This is a genomic window from Paenibacillus sp. FSL P4-0338, from assembly GCF_038002365.1.
In the GTDB taxonomy this organism is placed as follows: Bacteria; Bacillota; Bacilli; order Paenibacillales; family Paenibacillaceae; genus Paenibacillus_AQ.
The window spans coordinates 945,867-962,872 of sequence record NZ_JBBOCG010000001.1 but is presented as its reverse complement, the minus strand read 5'-3'; the positions used below and the strand labels follow the sequence as shown (position 1 = coordinate 962,872).

At 52.1% G+C, this 17,006-nt stretch carries 14 protein-coding genes; 4 read left to right on the top strand and 10 right to left on the bottom strand.

The features are described 5' to 3' along the window. Nucleotides 1-59: 59 nt before the first annotated feature. The 5 genes from MKZ07_RS04115 to MKZ07_RS04095 form a co-directional block, all read right to left on the bottom strand. On the bottom strand, nt 60-362 hold the full coding sequence (locus MKZ07_RS04115) for a YlaN family protein (RefSeq protein WP_036695007.1): 303 nt from the start codon (nt 360-362) through the stop codon (nt 60-62). Nucleotides 363-543: 181 nt separating this feature from the next. Continuing rightward, nucleotides 544-786: an HPr family phosphocarrier protein gene (locus tag MKZ07_RS04110; RefSeq protein ID WP_036695008.1), complete on the bottom strand. Its 243-nt coding sequence runs from the start codon at nt 784-786 to the stop codon at nt 544-546. 140 nt (nt 787-926) lie between these two features. Next, entirely contained in the window at nt 927-2,042 is a 1,116-nt protein-coding gene (locus tag MKZ07_RS04105; RefSeq protein ID WP_036695009.1) for an aminopeptidase, read from the bottom strand. A 97-nt stretch (nt 2,043-2,139) separates the two neighbouring features. Continuing rightward, nucleotides 2,140-3,003 (bottom strand): hypothetical protein, encoded by an 864-nt coding sequence (locus tag MKZ07_RS04100; protein ID WP_341024642.1) that lies wholly within the window; start codon nt 3,001-3,003, stop codon nt 2,140-2,142. Nucleotides 3,004-3,204: 201 nt separating this feature from the next. Further along, nucleotides 3,205-5,211 (bottom strand): sensor domain-containing diguanylate cyclase, encoded by a 2,007-nt coding sequence (locus tag MKZ07_RS04095; RefSeq protein ID WP_341024639.1) that lies wholly within the window; start codon nt 5,209-5,211, stop codon nt 3,205-3,207. Nucleotides 5,212-5,685: 474 nt separating this feature from the next. Here MKZ07_RS04095 and rpsD point away from each other — a divergent pair, with 474 nt between their 5' ends. Both rpsD and MKZ07_RS04085 read left to right on the top strand, forming a co-directional pair. Continuing rightward, the gene (gene rpsD, locus MKZ07_RS04090; protein WP_340754084.1) at nt 5,686-6,285 is read left to right on the top strand and encodes a 30S ribosomal protein S4; all 600 of its coding nucleotides are present in this window, start codon (nt 5,686-5,688) and stop codon (nt 6,283-6,285) included. A gap of 324 nt (nt 6,286-6,609) precedes the next feature. After that, entirely contained in the window at nt 6,610-9,582 is a 2,973-nt protein-coding gene (locus tag MKZ07_RS04085; protein WP_076154698.1) for a transglycosylase domain-containing protein, read from the top strand. A 78-nt stretch (nt 9,583-9,660) separates the two neighbouring features. On the opposite strand, the gene acsA is transcribed toward MKZ07_RS04085, so the two are convergent. Beyond that, nucleotides 9,661-11,385 carry an acetate--CoA ligase gene (gene acsA / locus MKZ07_RS04080; RefSeq protein ID WP_076154696.1) on the bottom strand — a complete coding sequence of 575 codons (1,725 nt, stop codon included), beginning with the start codon at nt 11,383-11,385 and terminating at the stop codon, nt 9,661-9,663. Nucleotides 11,386-11,544: 159 nt separating this feature from the next. Between acsA and MKZ07_RS04075 the strand changes: the two genes are divergently transcribed. Then, nucleotides 11,545-12,177 (top strand): GNAT family N-acetyltransferase, encoded by a 633-nt coding sequence (locus MKZ07_RS04075; protein WP_036695015.1) that lies wholly within the window; start codon nt 11,545-11,547, stop codon nt 12,175-12,177. Nucleotides 12,178-12,198: 21 nt separating this feature from the next. Here the strand turns inward: MKZ07_RS04075 and MKZ07_RS04070 are convergent, their stop codons facing one another. The 3 genes from MKZ07_RS04070 to MKZ07_RS04060 form a co-directional block, all read right to left on the bottom strand. Then, on the bottom strand, nt 12,199-12,894 hold the full coding sequence (locus tag MKZ07_RS04070) for a 5'-methylthioadenosine/adenosylhomocysteine nucleosidase (protein ID WP_341024634.1): 696 nt from the start codon (nt 12,892-12,894) through the stop codon (nt 12,199-12,201). 94 nt (nt 12,895-12,988) lie between these two features. Then, nucleotides 12,989-13,999 (bottom strand): catabolite control protein A, encoded by a 1,011-nt coding sequence (gene ccpA / locus MKZ07_RS04065; protein ID WP_036695017.1) that lies wholly within the window; start codon nt 13,997-13,999, stop codon nt 12,989-12,991. A gap of 318 nt (nt 14,000-14,317) precedes the next feature. Next, nucleotides 14,318-14,755: a hypothetical protein gene (locus MKZ07_RS04060; RefSeq protein ID WP_036695129.1), complete on the bottom strand. Its 438-nt coding sequence runs from the start codon at nt 14,753-14,755 to the stop codon at nt 14,318-14,320. 232 nt (nt 14,756-14,987) lie between these two features. On the opposite strand from MKZ07_RS04060, the gene MKZ07_RS04055 reads away from it, so the two are divergent. Further along, entirely contained in the window at nt 14,988-15,512 is a 525-nt protein-coding gene (locus MKZ07_RS04055; RefSeq protein WP_036695018.1) for a type 1 glutamine amidotransferase domain-containing protein, read from the top strand. Between the two features lie 87 nt (nt 15,513-15,599). On the opposite strand, the gene MKZ07_RS04050 is transcribed toward MKZ07_RS04055, so the two are convergent. Continuing rightward, the gene (locus MKZ07_RS04050; RefSeq protein WP_341024631.1) at nt 15,600-17,006 is read right to left on the bottom strand and encodes a DUF4179 domain-containing protein; all 1,407 of its coding nucleotides are present in this window, start codon (nt 17,004-17,006) and stop codon (nt 15,600-15,602) included.

Below are 17,006 nucleotides of genomic sequence, written 5' to 3'. Positions count from 1 at the left end.
ATTAAACGGAACCGTCCTTAACAAGGACGGCAATGCCGTTTCCACTTGATGACCGGGACTTACATCTCCCGCTCCTCAGCCTTCTTGTTCAGCGCCTCATACAGTACAGCCAAATTGCGTTCCAGCTTGCTCAGCACCTGCTTGCCTGTAAGCTCAGGCACCAGCCCCGCTCTGACCGCAAAATCGACCTCTCTGGAGAAGCCGTACATCTGGGTATCCAGCACTTCCTCATAGAGAGGGCAGTAACGGGTTGCCAAATTCTCCATCTGTACTTCAATGAGCTTCTGAATTTTATCGGCATCTTCTTGAAGAAGATTGATTGCTTTGATATTGAGCTGTTCCTGCAAATCCGATGAAGTCATGCATTTTCCCCCCCATGTCCAAAAGTTACAGCAGCGATTGCTTATTATTCTTAATATTAGTCGAAATTAGGACCTAATACAAGATTTCAGTTTGGGTTATTCCTGAAGTTCCTGCAAAATCACCCCGCTGCACAGCAAAGACGCCCAGCCGCAAGGCCGGACGTCTGAGAAGAAACTGGAATTACTCTGCTACTACTGTAAAATTCAAATTGTGTTTGGCAAAAACTTCGCTCATGGCTTTCTTGGCTTCCTCGGCATCTGTGCCATGTACATGCAGCTCGTAGCTTTGGCTGGATACCAGAGTAGTGAACAAGCCCAGGATGCTCTTAACATCAATGTACTTGTTGTCCGCTTGAAGAACGATAGATGAATTAAATTGGCTTGCTGTCTGTGCAATATCCACGATTGCCGCATTGTTGGACATAGGAATCCCTCCGCAACTTGATTATATACTTATGTTCACTTGTTACCAATTCCATGATACATTGAATCCGCTTACTCACGCAAGGTGTTTCTTGGAAACAGGCCATTACGTGCTTTTGGAATCACCGCTTTTGTACCATTTTATTTCAGGTTCTCCGGATTCAGACCTTCCAGTTCCGGCACCACAAAAATCCCATCCTTACGGATCAGCACATCGTCGAAGTAAATTTCGCCGCCGCCGTAATCAGGTCGCTGAATCAGCACGAGGTCCCAGTGAATGGACGAACGGTTGCCGTTATCCGTCACATCATAAGCCTGGCCCGGTGTGAAGTGCAGACTGCCGGCAATTTTCTCATCGAACAGAATATCCTTCATCGGATGCAGAATATAAGGGTTGAAGCCGATGGCGAACTCGCCGATATGGCGCGCGCCGTCATCGGAATCCAGAATTTCATTCAGCCGTGCGCTATCATTGCTGGTAGCCTCTACGATCCGGCCGTTCTCGAAAGTGAACTTCACATTCTCGAAGGTCACCCCGTTGTAGATTGATGCGGCATTATAGCTGATCGTTCCATTCACGGAATCACGGACAGGCGCGCTGTACACTTCTCCGTCCGGAATATTTTTCTGGCCGGAGCATTTCTCCGCCCCGATTCCCTTGATGGAGAATGTAAGGTCTGTTCCGGGACCTTCGATACGCACCTTGTCGGTTCTGCGCATAAGCTCAGCCAGCGAATCCTGGGCTTTGTCCATTTTGGCATAATCCAAGTTGCAGACTTCGAAGTAAAAGTCCTCAAAGGCCTCTGTGCTCGTGTTGGCGAGCTGGGCCATACTGGCGTTAGGGTAACGCAGCACCACCCATTTGGTGTGCTTAACGCGCTGTTCGCTATGTACCGGGTGGGAATACAGGGAGTTGTAGAGCTTCATGTTCTCTTCCGGCACATCGGACAGATCATTGACATTCTCACCGGCACGGATGCCGATATAGCAGTCCATCTGCTTCATCCGGTTCAAATCGATCTCTGCCCAGGTCTTGATTCCTTCAGGTGTTGCATATTTGAGCATACTGCGCAGAACTGTGCGGTCGGTCAGCTGCACAAATGCACGGCCTCCGGCCTTACCCACTTCCTCCACAACAGCTTTGATCAAATCTCGTTCACTGCCGATCATTTCGACGAGCACGTTCTCGCCAGGCTGTACGTTTACGGAGTAACCTACAAGGTTCGCCGCAAGCTTTTGAATCCGGGGATCATTCATCTGTCTCTCTCTTCCTTCCTCTTACTGAAAATAAACATACCGTTATATTGTAGCACGCCTGTCATAGAGCGCAAGCCATCTGCGGGAAGAGAACCGCTCACTTATAACCGTAGAAATCCACCTGCGTAATATAGGCTTCTTCCGTGGTCGCTCCGGCCTTGCCGGGATAGGTTAGGGTGCGGTTCGAGGTCAGCCGGGTGGGCAGATTCCGCTTCGGGTCGACCTTAAGATAATATACCGTACGGATATCCGCCTGGTTCAGCCTCTGCTGCAGCTCTGTCAGCTTCTGTTCCCACAGTGCGCTCTTAGCCGCAAGTGCCTTAGCGTGAGTGTCAGCAGGCACAGCAGCGTCTCCACGGGCAGCCGGCTTGATTGCCTGCATCTTCTGCGTAAGCTCTGCCGAGAGCTGTCTGCGCGCCTCCTCTGCCGTTAATTCAATCCGCAGGACCCGGGTCCCTCTGGCGCTGCCCGCTTCCTCCGTCACCTTCTTGTCCAGCTTCTCCAGCTCCTCCAGCTGGCGCAGCGGATTCAGCGCCTCCAGCGGATTACTGCCGCCCAGGGCCGGAGAGGCCTGCTTCATCGTCCATTTCCCGTCTTCCTTCACCATGCGTGTATAATAGACTGGCGCATCACCCGAGCCCTGCTTCAGAGAATGCGGACCGGACTCCGCCGCAGGAGCGGGTTGTCCGCCGTCCGGCAGAAGCGAATAGAGGCTGATCTCGTTGTGATCCGCAACCTTACCCCCATAGTAGAGCGAAGATTCCGGGACCGTCTTCCCGTCGATCAGCAGCGCAGCCGCTCCTTCGAAGGACACCCCGTCAGTGCCATCCATCCCCGCCATTACCAGATTCAAATCCTCCGCAGCCGGTTTGTCCTTCATCACCGTGCACCCGCAGAATGCAAGGCTGGAGAGCGTCAGCAGTGCAAGAAATCCCGTGCGGACGCGTCGTAAGTTCATCATGGCCATCAAGCCCTTTCCGCAAAAAATAGAGTGTACCTGCATTCTACCTAGGGTCTCCCTGAATACAGGCCTTATACGCCGGATGACGCAAAACACCCCTCAAAGTGACGCTTAAGCTTTGATGTCTATTCAGGGTCTTTGCGGGGACCCCTAAACATATAAGTTCTTAGATTTGCACACAAAAAGAAAAATCCTTAAGGCCTAAGCCCAAGGATTCTTCGAATTATTCTCTGTGGTTTTGTTATCGATCACTACCTGATTGCGCCCGTTGTTCTTAGCTTCGTAGAGCGCCATATCTGCCCGGTAAAAGAGAGATTCGACACTAACCCGGTCATCGGTCCAGCTCCATTCGGCGACCCCGCAGGACACGGTCACACGCGGCTCGGTCTCTCCCATTACACGCTTGCGGATACGCTCCCCTACGAATACGGCCTGCTGCACCCCAAGCTGAGGAAGATAGACCGCAAGCTCTTCCCCGCCCCATCTGGCGGCGACATCCCCCTGACGGATCGAGGTCTTCACGATGTCGCTGACCTGCTTCAGGATTTTGTCCCCCTTCTGGTGTCCATAGGTGTCGTTCACCATCTTGAACTGGTCAATGTCCACCACGATCAGGGTTCCACAAAAATCACTCGACTGTCGCTGCTTAATCTCTTCATCCAGATAGTGACGGGCAAAGAGTCCGGTCAGCGTATCCCGGTTCGCCAGGCGGCGCACCTCGGCATGAAGCCTCGCATTTCCGACAGCCAGTCCGATATGACCGGCCATCGCCTGCAGCAGCCTGTAGCTGTCATAGGAGAAGAAGTGGGCCTGCTTATGCGCCAGCATAATGGCTCCCCGCACCTCTCCGCCCACATTCAGCGGAGTAGCGATCAGCGACTCTGCGCCGGTAGCATCCATCAGCGTCGAAGTCTGCCCCGCAGCATATTTGTAATCGGAGAGCAGCAGCGGCTCTCCCGTAGCGTAAACCTTACCCCCGAGCCCCTGATTGCCATCCAATATTTCACCCAGCAGCGGCAAATAATTGCAGGCTATAACTTCAAGCCCGCCGCGTTCTTCATTCTTATGGAGGATACAGCAATAATCCGCCTCGAACATAGCCAGCAGCTCTTCAAAGGCAAACTGGAAAATATCGCCGAGCCTGAGGCTCTGGTTCAGCCGCTGGGTAAGCTCATTGCTCATACGCAGTTCCCTGATCAGCTGGTTGGAGCGTTCATACAGCTTCGCATTCTCAAACGCTGTACCGGCGGTATCCGCGACCATGGTCAGAAAGCTAAGATCCAGCTCATGGAAGGATGCCTTGTCCATAATCATATGAAATACACCGTATACTCCCTGCTTACCGCCGAGCGGAAGCCCTACCTCAACAGTCCCGTTCTCATCACGCCCGGCATGAAGTGTGACCCGCCCATCCTTGAAGGCCCGGTCACAGACATCATTGCTTGACCATGTCAGCGGAAGCGGCTTGACCTGAGGATGCGTGCTGCGATGGTCCTGTGACATGAACAAATCAAGCCGCGCCCCCGGATACATTGCAGCGATACTGTCAATGACCTCCGTCAGTACGGCGTCTACATCGATGTTGTCATGCATACGCTGGACAATCTGAAAAAGCAGCGAACGGCGGCTGCCCTCACGCTCGGCATGCAGATGAATCCCCGCAAGATCCGAGACAAACACATGCTCAAACTGGTGATAAAAGCAGGTCTGGAAATGCATCGCCATCGCTTCAGCCGTATGCTTCCCGCCCGACTCGTACTGCTCCGCAGGCATTCTGCAGCCAAGCACGGCAAATATTTCCCCGTGCCCGCGCGTAAATACCGGCAAAGCCAGAAATGAATAGGCTTGTCCTTCCTCCAGAACCTCGGCGGCATACATCCCGCCTGTCTGCAGGCAGATTCCCGCCGCTTCTTCCCACTCTGCTCTCCAGCGCCCCTGCCGGAATTCAGAGCCGGGCTCAATCCAATCACCTTTATAATTCAGCACACACCAGCTCCAGGCCTTCGTGAAGGAGGGGACTCCTTGTCCTTGCCATTCCCTGAAGCTCTCGGCAATTAAGCTGGCGGCGTAGGGGAAATCATGAGACACGATATCCGTCTCCTTCAGCCAGGCGGCGGGATCTACATCTCCTCCGCCAGATTGCCTCATGTCCTGTAACAGCATACGGCTGTCCCGATCCTTATGGCCGTATGCCTCCTGCTCTGACATAAAGAGTACCTCCTTTGCATCTTCAATCAGGCCAGACCGGAGTACGCCCCCTGATTCTATAGTAGAGACATTACCAATCCAGCGTATATATAGTCAGGATATTTGAAATCACAGTTTTCCGATAACATCCAATTAGTTATATTTTACTCCCTTTCTTGAGGTATTGCATTATATTTTCCGCAAAACCGGGATTTTTTTTAGGACCAAAGAACTAACGACAAACCTAGACAAAAACTCTTTTAAGTTGCGCTTGACTTTGACTGTCATTTTCATATAATATTTATTGTTGAACAAGACTGTAACAAGTCTTATTGGGCGTAACGTTGTGTCACCCTCTACGCATTTCGTTACTGCCAGGGCAGCGGCTGAACTTCCCTCGGCAGTGTGAAACCATTTAACGCTTTCACGGATACGAATTGCGGCGCAAATAGGCCCTACAATAAATTTTTTTCATTAAAAGGAGTCTACTATAATATGGCACGTTACACCGGACCTAAATTCAAACTCAGCCGCCGTCTGGGCATTTCCCTTAGCGGTACAGGCAAAGACCTGAAACGCCCTTTCCCACCAGGACAGCACGGCGCTAACCAACGCAGAAAAGTAAGTAACTACGGAATGCAGCTTTTGGAAAAACAAAAACTGCGCCACATGTACGGCCTGGGCGAAAAGCAGTTTAAAACTCTTTTCACTAAGGCACAAAAGCTCCAGGGTATTGCGGGCGAAAACTTCATGTTCCTGCTCGAAAGCCGCCTGGACAACCTGGTTTACCGTCTTGGATTCGCTAACTCCCGTGCAGGTGCACGCCAGTTGGTATCCCATGGCCACGTAACCGTTAACGGCAAAAAAGTCGACATCGCTTCTTACCGTGTAAGCATTGGCGACGTTATCGGACTCCGCGAAAGAAGCCGCGCTATGACTTCGATCAAAGAAGCTCTCGACAACCGCTCCCACCTTCCAGGCTACCTGGAATATGCTGACGGATCATTCGAAGGTAAATTCCTTCGTCTGCCAGAACGTGCCGAGCTGTCCCAGGATATCGATGAGAAGCAAATCGTCGAATTCTACAACCGTTAAGATTCGCTTAGAGCGGAATCTGATCAAAGCTCCCGGATTTCTATCCGGGAGCTTTTTTTATGATAAGAATTTATATATTTTGGGGCCTCCGCACAGTATCCGAGTCATCATCGCAAGTGGAATCGGCTTTGCCGTCCTTTTAGAGGACGGTACCGTTTCAACCAGAAATAGAAGGATAATGTATCGTGTGCAACATATAAAATCTTATATTTAAGCTGAAGTCCCCACTTTATGGGGTTATTTTGAAAATCCTCTCCGGCAGAAGCGCATTCAAAATCGCCAAATTGTGCTATAATAGTTCCGTTAAAAGGAGGATTATCGTCGATGGTTGAGGAGAAGAAAAAGAAGACCGCAAAACAGCGTCCACCGCGCAGATCCTGGCTCCGCAGGTTCGGTTCAGTTGTGAAGTGGATGTTCATACTCGGTATACTCGGCTGCCTGTTCGCCGGCGGCGCTGTAGCCGGCTACGTCACTTCAATAGTGAAGGACGACCCGGTCCGGCCCGAAGAACTAATCCAGCAGCAGGTTGGGCTGAACGCCATTACCGGCTTTGCCTATTTCAGTGACGGACAGCCGATCGGCCAGCTCCGCACAGAAGAAGACCGCAGACTTATTGAATTCAACGATATCCCGCAGCTTGTGATTGATGCCGTTCTCGCTATAGAGGACAATAATTTCTACAATCATAAAGGGGTGGATTTCAGCGGCACCCTGCGGGCCGTCAAGCAAAAGGTACTGAACGAATCCGTTCAGACCGGGGGCAGTACCCTGACCCAGCAGCTTGCACGGCGCGTGTTCCTGAACCTGGACCGCACGGAAGACCGCAAGGTGAAGGAAATCCTGCTGTCCCTGCGGCTGGAACGTTTCTTGTCCAAGCAGGAGATTTTAACGGCTTATTTAAATAAGGTTCCTTTCGGGAACGGTTCCAACGGCTATAATGTATTCGGTATCAAGGCCGCCGCCAAAGGCATCTTCGGCCTGGATGATCTGGAGAAGCTGAATGTGGCCCAGGCGGCGTATCTCGCCGGCTTGCCCCAGCTCCCCTCCAAGTATTCCGCATTCAATGGCATAGGTGAATTCAACGAGACGGCCTTCGGCCGGGCGATGGACCGCCAGAAGCTGGTCTTGCGGCGGATGCTGGAGGAGAACAAGATTACCACTTCCCAGTACGACGAGGCGCTGCTCTTCGATATCAAGAGCTCCCTTGCTCCGCATACGAAGAAGGCCTATGCCACCTTCCCTTATCTCATGATGGAGACCGAACGCAAAGCCTCCGAGATCCTGTTGAAGCTGAACCAGGGTACGTCAGACAAGGCGGCCGCTGCCACCGATTCTGCCCAGCTGCTGGAGGAAGCGCGGCAGCAGTTGATGACAGGCGGCTACCGGGTGTACACCACCATAGATAAGAAAGTGTACAGTGCGATGCATAGCATCTCGGATGACAGCAGTAATTTCACCAAGGACAGCAAGGCCAGAGGCAAGGAACAGACAGCCGGTATGATGATCAATAATAAGACCGGCGCGATTCTCGGCATGATTGAAGGGCGCGATTTCAACATCGAGCAGATGAACTACGCCACCCAAATGATTCGCCAGCCCGGCTCCACTATGAAGCCGATTGCGGCGTACCTGCCTGCACTGGATGCAGGGCTCATTCAGCCTGCCGGCATTCTGGATGATGCGCCGATTGTCATGAAGGACGGGGGCAAAGGCTACCATATTCCCAAGAACGCCAACAACCGTTATCAGGGTCTGGTTACCGCCCGTTATGCCCTGAACAAATCCCTGAACCTTCCCGCCTTGAAGCTGTTCAATGACAAGGTGGGAATTGAGAAGGCCTGGACCTTCTCCAAGAAGCTGGGGATTACTACCATCCAGGACAATGATTATAGCGCTCAGACCGGGGTTATCGGGGGTCTGAAATACGGGGTATCCGTGGAAGAGCTGACCAACGCTTATTCCTCCATCGGTAACGGCGGTGCCTTCAATGATGCTTATATGATCGAGAAGATCGTGGACAGTCAGGGTAAAATCGTCTACCAGCATAAAGTTAACCCGGAGCAGGTCTTCTCCAAGCAGACCGCTTATCTGATGACGGATATGCTGCGCACCGTAATTACTGACGGAACAGCAACTACAGTGAAGAGGAACTATAAGCATTTCAAGGAAGTTCCGATTGTCGGCAAAACCGGCTCCACCCAGAACTATGGGGATGTCTGGTTCATGGGCTATTCCCCGGATGTCACCCTTGGAATTTGGGTGGGCTACAAAGAGCAGGTCAATACCCTTCAGGGAGATATGCAGAAGCGTCAAGCGCAAACCCTGTGGGCCAAGGTAATGAATACAGTGATTGACAAGCGTCCAGAGCTGTTCAGTACGAAGGAATTCGCCCAGCCGGAGGGCATCGTCAAAGCGACAGTCTCGGCATACAGCGGCAAGAAGCCTTCCAAGCTGACGGATAGATTCACAACGGATCTGTTCAATGCTAAATTCGTTCCTAAGGAGAGCGACGACGGAATTTCCAATGCCAAATATATCACTTACAACGGGGTGAACTACATCCCTCTGGAAGGAACTCCTGAGGATTTCTTGAAGGAGAAGATCGTAGTCAAGCGCGAGAAGCCGATTCAGGAGCTGGTCAAAGAGCTGCTGGCTGCCTTCCCGGCAATGAAATCACATGAGTCACTGGCGTACTACATGCCGCAGGATGCTAAGACCGACTATCCGACCGAGGTCGATCCGCGGGTCGATGACGGCAACGGGCCAAGTGCTCCCGGTGAAGTCATCGTCTCCTACAGTACCGGCAAAGCTGTAGTTACGTTCACTCCAAGCGGTTCGCCGGATGTTGTCGGCTACCGCCTATACCGTTCCCTGAACGGCGGATCTTTCCAAAAGCAGGCCGTTCTCTCGGCTGGGGAAAGTACCGTCTTCAAGCCGGGTACTCCGGCAGGCGCTAATGCTACCTTCTATGTGGCTGCCGTGGACGTAGCCGGACATGAGACTGCTTCCGGCAGTGTGGCTGGCGGCATTAAGCCTACACCTGAGCCTACGCCAACTCCGGAACAGACGCCGGACGCAGAACCGACACCGGACGCCGGAATCATCCCGGATAGTACGGAAGACCCTGGCATGATCATTGTTCAGCCGCCTGCCGTTGATGATTCAACTCCGTTAGGCGGTACCAATGCAGCCGGCGGAAACAGCGGCGGGAAGCCCGCAGGCAATACCAGCGGGAATACGGGCGGGAATGCCGGAGGCAGTACCGCCACTAACGCACCAGGCAACTCCGGACGTTAAGCAGGGCAGTCAGACTTCAGTAGAAGCTTCAAAAGCCCGTTCCCCGGGATAAGGGGAACGGGCTTTTTTAAATTCTGCCTAGTCTTCGATGGTAGACAAATCGCCTGCCGGAAGATGCAGCTCCCAGGCCTTCAGTACACGGCGCATAATTTTGCCGGACCGGGTCTTGGGCAGCTTATCCTTGAACTCGATTTCACGCGGTGCAGCATGGGCAGACAGGCCGGCTTTGACAAATGCCGCGATCTCTTCTTTCAGCTCCGCGGTTGGACTGTATCCGTCCCGCAGCGAGATGAAGGCCTTGATGATCTCTCCGCGCATGACATCCGGCTTGCCGATGACCCCAGCCTCCGCGACAGCCGGATGCTCCACCAGCTTGCTCTCGACCTCGAAAGGTCCAATCCGCTCCCCGGAGGAATTGATCACATCATCAATCCGGCCCTGGAACCAGAAGTAGCCGTCTTCATCCATATACGCCGAATCCCCGGAGATATACCATCCCGGAATTCGGAAGTATTCATCGTATTTAGCCTGGTTATTCCACACCTTGCCCATCATGGACGGCCAGGGGGTGCGAATAGCCAGATTGCCCATGGCATAAGGCGGCAGCACGTTGCCGCGGTCATCAAGGATAGCTGCCTCAATCCCCGGCAACGGCCGCCCCATGGAGCCTGGTTTGATGTCCATTCCCGGGTAGTTGCAGATGAGCTGCGCTCCCGTCTCGGTCATCCACCACGTATCATGAATCCGCTGCTGATAGATTTTGTCGCCCCAGCGCACGACCTCAGGGTTCAGCGGCTCGCCGACAGACAGCACATGACGCAGACTGCTGAGATCGATCCCCTCCAGAGTCTCCTTACCAGCCCCCATCAGCATCCGGAAAGCCGTAGGCGCACTGTACCATACCGTCACCCCAAAGCGTTCAATCGTCTTATACCAATCCAGCGGACTGAAGCGGCCTCCACGGATTACATTCGCTACCCCATTTAGCCAGGGGGCAAAGATCCCATAAGAGGTTCCAGTCACCCAACCCGGATCGGCCGTGCACCAGTACACATCCTCCGGCCGCAAATCCAGGACTACCTTGCCTGTATAATAGTGTTGGATCATGGCTCTCTGTACATGGTAGATGCCTTTGGGCTTCCCGGTGGAACCGGAGGTATAATGCATAATCAGACCGTCGTCCAGGCTCAGCCATTCCGGTTCCAGCTCAGCGGACGCCTCAGCCATCTCCGCTTCATAGCTCAGCAGCCCCGAATCTTCAGCAGCAGAAGCTCCTACCACAAAGATATGGCGCAGTCCTGGGAGCTGCTCCCGCTTCACCCGGTGCAGCAGCTCCGGCGTGGTCACCAGCGCCACGGCTCCGCTGTCCTCCAGCCGGTCCTTGACCGCCGTCTCCATGAACGCCTCGAACAGAGGACCTGCTACTGCTCCCGTCTTCAGTATGCCGAGCAGGCTGAAATACAGCTCCGGGGTACGCGGCATGAAGATGAACACCCGGTCGCCTTTGCCGATTCCGTATTTGCGTAGTACATTACCGAACTTGTTCGACCGTTCCCTTAAGTCGGCGAAGGTGTACCGCTCCTCTCGCACCGCATCGCTGTAGATCAGTGCCGTAGCAGCCCCACGCCCCTCGTCGACATGACGGTCGATCGCTTCATGTGCCATATTCACCTTGCCGGTCCCATGCCAGGAGAAGCTGCGCTCGACATCCTCCCACCGGAATTCGTCAACTGCCCGGGAATAATCCTCCATATTCGAGCGCTGCACCCGGCCCGGCAAAATTTCGCCTTGAACTTGCCCCATTACTCTTGCCTCCCCTTCTGGTTTGCTTTAAGCTTTAAGGGTACCATCTACTTCTATTAATTGCGTCAACGTTCTAAATGTGAATATTCCGTGTCGGAATCAGTATATCACAGGAAGCGGTTACATTCCATATTATAGTGAACCGGAGGGAGCCCAAGCATGGAGCATTATAAAATCCCTGTATTCCATACGATAGAGCATCAAGGCCGGCTGATTTCTGTCCGCGGACCCTTATCCGCCGAAACGCTTCAGACCTTAAGTATGCACCGAGATCTGGACGCCTTCCGTAAGCCGCAGGAGCAGCTTGAAGCCTTGATAGAGATATCGGGCTTACCTGAAGGACGCATCGTAGCAGCAGTGGTCTCAGACGTTATCGTGGGCTATGTCACTTTTCATTATCCGGATGAACTGGAGTTATGGTCTCAGGGCGGAATGGAAGATCTGATTGAGCTGGGAGCTATAGAAGTGGCTGACGAGTACCGCGGGAGCGGGCTTGCGAAGCTGCTGGTTTCAAGCGCTTTTGAAGAGGGACAACTGGAGAACTGCATCGTATTCACAACCGAATATTATTGGCACTGGGACCTCAAGGGGAGCGGCCTTACCGTATGGGAGTACCGCCAGATGATGGAGAAGCTGATGAAGACGGTAGATATGGTGTGGTATGCTACCGATGATCCGGAGATTTGCTCGCATCCGGCCAATTGCCTCATGGTCCGCATGGGTCAGGAAGTACCGCTATCCTCCCGCGAGACCTTCGACCGGGTGCGCTTCAGACAGCGGTTTATGTATTAATTCAGGCGGCCTGCATGCAGGTTACATTGCCTTAAGCATATGCTCCAGAATGGCATGCGAATGCTGCGAGGCAGTTACGGTGAACTCACTGTAATTTACATGGGCTGAGCCGTCTGCCTTGTCTGACATTGAACGTACGACTACAAAAGGTATCCCGTTCATATGGCAGACTTGGGCAACCGCCGCACCCTCCATCTCTGCACAGGCCCCGTCCAGTTGCTCACGCAGCATAGCTACTGATGCCCTGCTGGCGATGAATTGATCCCCGGACAGTACAATGCCAGTTACAGACTTCTGCTTCAGCTCTTGACAAGCCTCTTCTGCTAACTTCACCAGCAGAGGATCTGCCTGGAAGGCGGAGGTCTCCTGATAGGGAATCACCCCTCTGGCATAACCGAGCGCTGTAACATCCATATCATGCTGAATACAGGAGGACGAAATAACAATATCCCCGATGTTCAGCTCAGGATGCAGCGCTCCGGCCACTCCTGTGAACAGCACCTGCTCTACGTCGAAGCTGTCCAGCAGAATCTGTGTGGTTACTGCGGCGTTCACCTTCCCTACTCCTGATTTGCAGACCACAGCTGCTTTCCCGAACACTGTCCCTGCATAAAAGGTAATTCCGGCCTTCACCGTGGTCTGCCGATTCTCCATCTCTTCCAGCAGCAGCTTGATTTCTTCATCCATTGCGCCAATCAGACCCAGCACTCCGCTCATTTCATAGCCCCCTTGAATTTTCTGACCGCAAACATAAAAAGCTCCCGAAGGAGCTTCTTAAGAAACCTATATTCACGTGCTAGACATACTGATCTTATTTGTTGACATGATTGACAGACAGACGAAGAATGGTCTCATGCGGCAAAATTACCCGCGGATTCTCAACGGTCTCCTTCTTCATCAGCTTCGTCAGCAGTCTCATCGCTACAGCACCGAGATCATACATCGGCTGTGCTACAGTAGTGAGGAGCGGACGAACCATCGAAGCCATCCGGATGTTGTCTACACTGATAATCGAGAAGTCATCCGGTACCTTAAGGCCTTCATCCTGAATACTGTGAATGGCGCCAATTGCCATCTCATCGGTAGCGGCAAAGATAGCTGTCGGCTTCTTCTTCAGACCCAGGAAGTACTTCATCGCTTCGACACCGGATTCGTATCGATAGTTACCGATGCGCACCAGATCCTCCTGATACTCGATACCTGCCGCTTCCAGCGCCTTCTTGTAGCCGTGGAACCGGGCATATCCGTTCGCAGGGTCCTGCAGTGTGCCGCTGATCATGGCGATCTCACGGTGTCCGTGGCGGATCAGCGTATTCACTGCATCAAATGCAGCCGTCTCGTGGTCGATATCCACGGAAGGATACGTTCCCTTCTCATCGCGGGTCGCACAGAGTACGATAGGCACAGCAGAGGTCTGGAACGCCTGAATATGCTCTTCCGTAACGGTTCCGCCCATGAACAGCAGCCCGTCCACCTGCTTCTCGAGCAGTGTGTTAATGACACGAATCTCTTTCTCTTTGCGCTTGTCAGCGTTACAGAGAATAATGTTGTAGTGATACATATTGGCAATATCTTCAATCCCGCGTGCAATTTCCGCAAAAATCGAGTTTGAGATATCAGGGATAACAACCCCTACGGTTGTCGTTTTCTTGCTGGCGAGACCTCTCGCCACAGCATTCGGACGATAGCCCAAACGCTCAATCGCTTCAAAAACCTTCTTCCGGGTCTGCGGTTTCACGTTGGGGTTATTATTCACAACCCGTGATACCGTAGCCATAGATACGCCTGCTTCTCGAGCTACATCGTAAATGGTTACCGTCAAATTACTCTCTCCATTGCGATAAATTTTATCGTTCGACTAATTAAAATTATGATACGACACTTTGTACAATTGTGCAATGATAACGCTTCATTTTCCTTTCAAAATTTCTTTCAAAGGTTGAAACGCCAGTCCTGGCGCGGCTTTAACGCCTTCCGCCAATTTCTGATCCTCCAGTAACTTCCAGATGAAAGCCCTTAAAATTTCAAGATTTCTATAAGCTTTCTCTATCGTATCAAAAAGCGCGTGAAAAATCCAACATTCACTGAAAATTTTTCATTGTTTTTGCAGACTTTTTTTCAAAATGTCAAAAAATACTCTTTATTTGGCACTTTCTGCCGATTGAGCCGTCAACTGGGATAGCCGGAGGCCTATTTCTTCCATCCATTTCCGGTCAGACAGATCCGCAGCCGTGCGGTATACATCCAGCAGCAGATCAATCCGGCTCTGCATAGCCGTGCGGATAGACTCCTCCAGTTCCGGCAAGCCACCGGCAAACAGGCCCGCAGAAAGCGTATCCTTCAGCACACTGGCCCACTCATTGCGGTCCGCAAAGGACAAATGCAGCTTGCCCGCAGGACGCTCTCCAAGCTCCTGGATCAGCAGACCCAGGTCACGCTTGATAACCGGCAAGGGCTCATAGCGGGCGCATTGCCCGCAGGTATATACAGGGACATGAGTAATTTTGATCTTCGCACTATAAATCAGCGTATGCATATGTATGGTCATGATCCCGCCGCAGCCACAAGACTTCTTCATTAATTGTTCCTTATACATCTCCCACACCTCAGAATGATCTTTTAAAAACGCATGGTTTTGCCTTTTCCCTTTCTAGTATTCGACTTCATTCCCCTGAATCCCTGCAAGTTTGCATATCATGTTTTAATTGGCAATGATTTTATTTTTTTCCATATCAAAATGTGACTTCACGTGTCTCTTTTGATAGAATGACATAGATATCAGGAAGTTAAGCCGAAGGGAGCTGTATAGAATGAGACTGTCAGGTAAAAAAGTCATTGCGCTGGTGGACGATGAATTTGAAGATCTTGAGCTGTGGTATCCCGTATACCGCGTCCGCGAGGAAGGGGCCGAGGTTCATTTGGCCGGCCTTGAGAAGGGGAAGACATATGTCGGCAAATATGGCGTCCCGGCCACTGCTGAATACAGCTGGGATGAGCTTAAGGCAGCCGACTATGACGGCATCCTTGTTCCCGGAGGCTGGGCTCCCGACAAAATCCGCCGGTACAGCGCAGTGCTGAAGCTGGTGCAGGATTTCAATACTGCGAAGAAGCCGATTGGACAGATCTGCCATGCAGGCTGGGTCTTAATCTCCGCCAAAATACTTGAAGGGGTCACCGTCACCTCCACACCGGGCATCCGTGACGATATGGAGAACGCTGGAGCCATCTGGAAGGACGAGCCTGTAGTCACTGACGGCCATATCATCTCCGCCCGCCGCCCGCCGGATCTGCCGCCTTACGGCAAAGCGTTCTGCGATGCGCTTGCTGGTGAATAGCAGGCAATAGTGATATCTGATACAAACAACAAGCCCTGCCCTGTCGTCTGACAGGGTTCAGGGCTTGTTCCTGCTTTTAAAGGAGGATTACCGGATTGGAACGGACAGTTTCTCTTTGATCAGGGCAGGATATGCCTTAATGGTGAACGTCAGCGGCTGCGGGTATTTATTACTGCCCAGACCCTGGTAATACATGTGAGGGATTGACTTCGCATTCTCCGGCTCCGTGCGCAGCGGAATATCGATATCAAACTTATCTGCTGAATGAACTGAACCTGCTCCATCGGTGAATTTTCGCCCCAGCATTAAGTTATTGTAGATACTGTTAGTCTGTGCCTGAGAATCATACTCCAGCACCATCGTAGAGCCCCTCTCCGTGTTGTGAACGGACATTTGCAGATACGGATCCGGAGCCTTGATAATTTGTTGCTTATCCGTATCTACAATTAATTGGGTTGCCTTCTTATCCAGCGCCAGAATTCCATTGATTTGCAGCTGGAGCGATTGTGTAGAACTGCTGTCGTTTGCAAATATCAGTCTGCCCCCACTGTCCGTAAAGCTGGCGGCGCGTAAAGCCAGATACGTATAATCACCACTGCCGCCTGCCAAGAGCCCCGGTTTGTACATGGAGAAGATCTGTTTGGAGTTCAGCGGGTCGCAGGTATAGTCCAGATAAATGCCGGAGGCGGCCAGATAGACCTGATTAATTTTAATTTTCTGACCGTCTATTTCCAGTGTTTTGTCTACATGTATGGTTTCTCCTGCCTTGGCGAGCTGCTCCCGGTCCAGCGGAATGGCTACAGACAGTTTAGCGTAAAGGCTGTCTGCTGAAGCTGGGGCAAACTGTTTGTATTTACCAAGCTCCAGCTCAAACGTAAATTGATCGGGAAGAGCGTCTGCATCACTCTCCCACTGCCTTAATTCATACCCGTAGGTTATACGATTTGGGGAAATTGAGTTCTCAGGCCCCAGGGATGTATGCAAAGGATTTGAAACAGCTGATGTTAACTGAATATGTGCTACTCGGGCCTTCTCATCAGTCTTATTCTGCAAGGAATACAAAATGATAATCCCCTTCTGATCTACAGCAATTCCGTCTACAGTCAGGACAAATCCGTTCTGCTCCGCGGTAACACCCGTAATGCGCTGTACAAGGCCAGCCTCGATTGCCGAAGATACGGCGTTTGTGGTCATCACAGCTGGAATGTACTTTTCAAGGGGTCCGTAGCTCTGATATATTGCTGCCTGATCGGGAGCTGCCCCTTGGGTCTTCAACACCTCACCCGCCCGGGGAAAGGAGAATAACAGCACAATCCCAAGTACTGCCGCCGCTGTAGCCAGAGCATAACGCTTCCTTAGTGACATAGAGCTTCTGCGTGAACGCGTTATGCCTTTACGGATTGCCGTATTCAGCTTCATCTCTGCAACCTCATCCGCTTCTGCCGACAGACTGTGGTAGTACTCCTTCAGCAGCTCTTCTTCTGTCTTGACCAT

What these genes read in the sequence shown, in the direction of transcription:
- acsA (WP_076154696.1), bottom strand. Translation starts at nt 11,385, where the DNA reads ATGGGGCAAGTTCAAGGCGAAATTTTGCCGGGCCGGGTGCAGCGCTCG.
- rpsD (WP_340754084.1), top strand. Translation starts at nt 5,686, where the DNA reads ATGGCACGTTACACCGGACCTAAATTCAAACTCAGCCGCCGTCTGGGC.
- MKZ07_RS04070 (WP_341024634.1), bottom strand. Translation starts at nt 12,894, where the DNA reads ATGAGCGGAGTGCTGGGTCTGATTGGCGCAATGGATGAAGAAATCAAG.
- MKZ07_RS04110 (WP_036695008.1), bottom strand. Translation starts at nt 786, where the DNA reads ATGTCCAACAATGCGGCAATCGTGGATATTGCACAGACAGCAAGCCAA.
- MKZ07_RS04055 (WP_036695018.1), top strand. Translation starts at nt 14,988, where the DNA reads ATGAGACTGTCAGGTAAAAAAGTCATTGCGCTGGTGGACGATGAATTT.
- MKZ07_RS04050 (WP_341024631.1), bottom strand. Translation starts at nt 17,006, where the DNA reads ATGGTCAAGACAGAAGAAGAGCTGCTGAAGGAGTACTACCACAGTCTG.
- MKZ07_RS04085 (WP_076154698.1), top strand. Translation starts at nt 6,610, where the DNA reads ATGGTTGAGGAGAAGAAAAAGAAGACCGCAAAACAGCGTCCACCGCGC.
- MKZ07_RS04115 (WP_036695007.1), bottom strand. Translation starts at nt 362, where the DNA reads ATGACTTCATCGGATTTGCAGGAACAGCTCAATATCAAAGCAATCAAT.
- MKZ07_RS04095 (WP_341024639.1), bottom strand. Translation starts at nt 5,211, where the DNA reads ATGTCAGAGCAGGAGGCATACGGCCATAAGGATCGGGACAGCCGTATG.
- MKZ07_RS04060 (WP_036695129.1), bottom strand. Translation starts at nt 14,755, where the DNA reads ATGAAGAAGTCTTGTGGCTGCGGCGGGATCATGACCATACATATGCAT.
- MKZ07_RS04075 (WP_036695015.1), top strand. Translation starts at nt 11,545, where the DNA reads ATGGAGCATTATAAAATCCCTGTATTCCATACGATAGAGCATCAAGGC.
- MKZ07_RS04105 (WP_036695009.1), bottom strand. Translation starts at nt 2,042, where the DNA reads ATGAATGATCCCCGGATTCAAAAGCTTGCGGCGAACCTTGTAGGTTAC.
- MKZ07_RS04100 (WP_341024642.1), bottom strand. Translation starts at nt 3,003, where the DNA reads ATGATGAACTTACGACGCGTCCGCACGGGATTTCTTGCACTGCTGACG.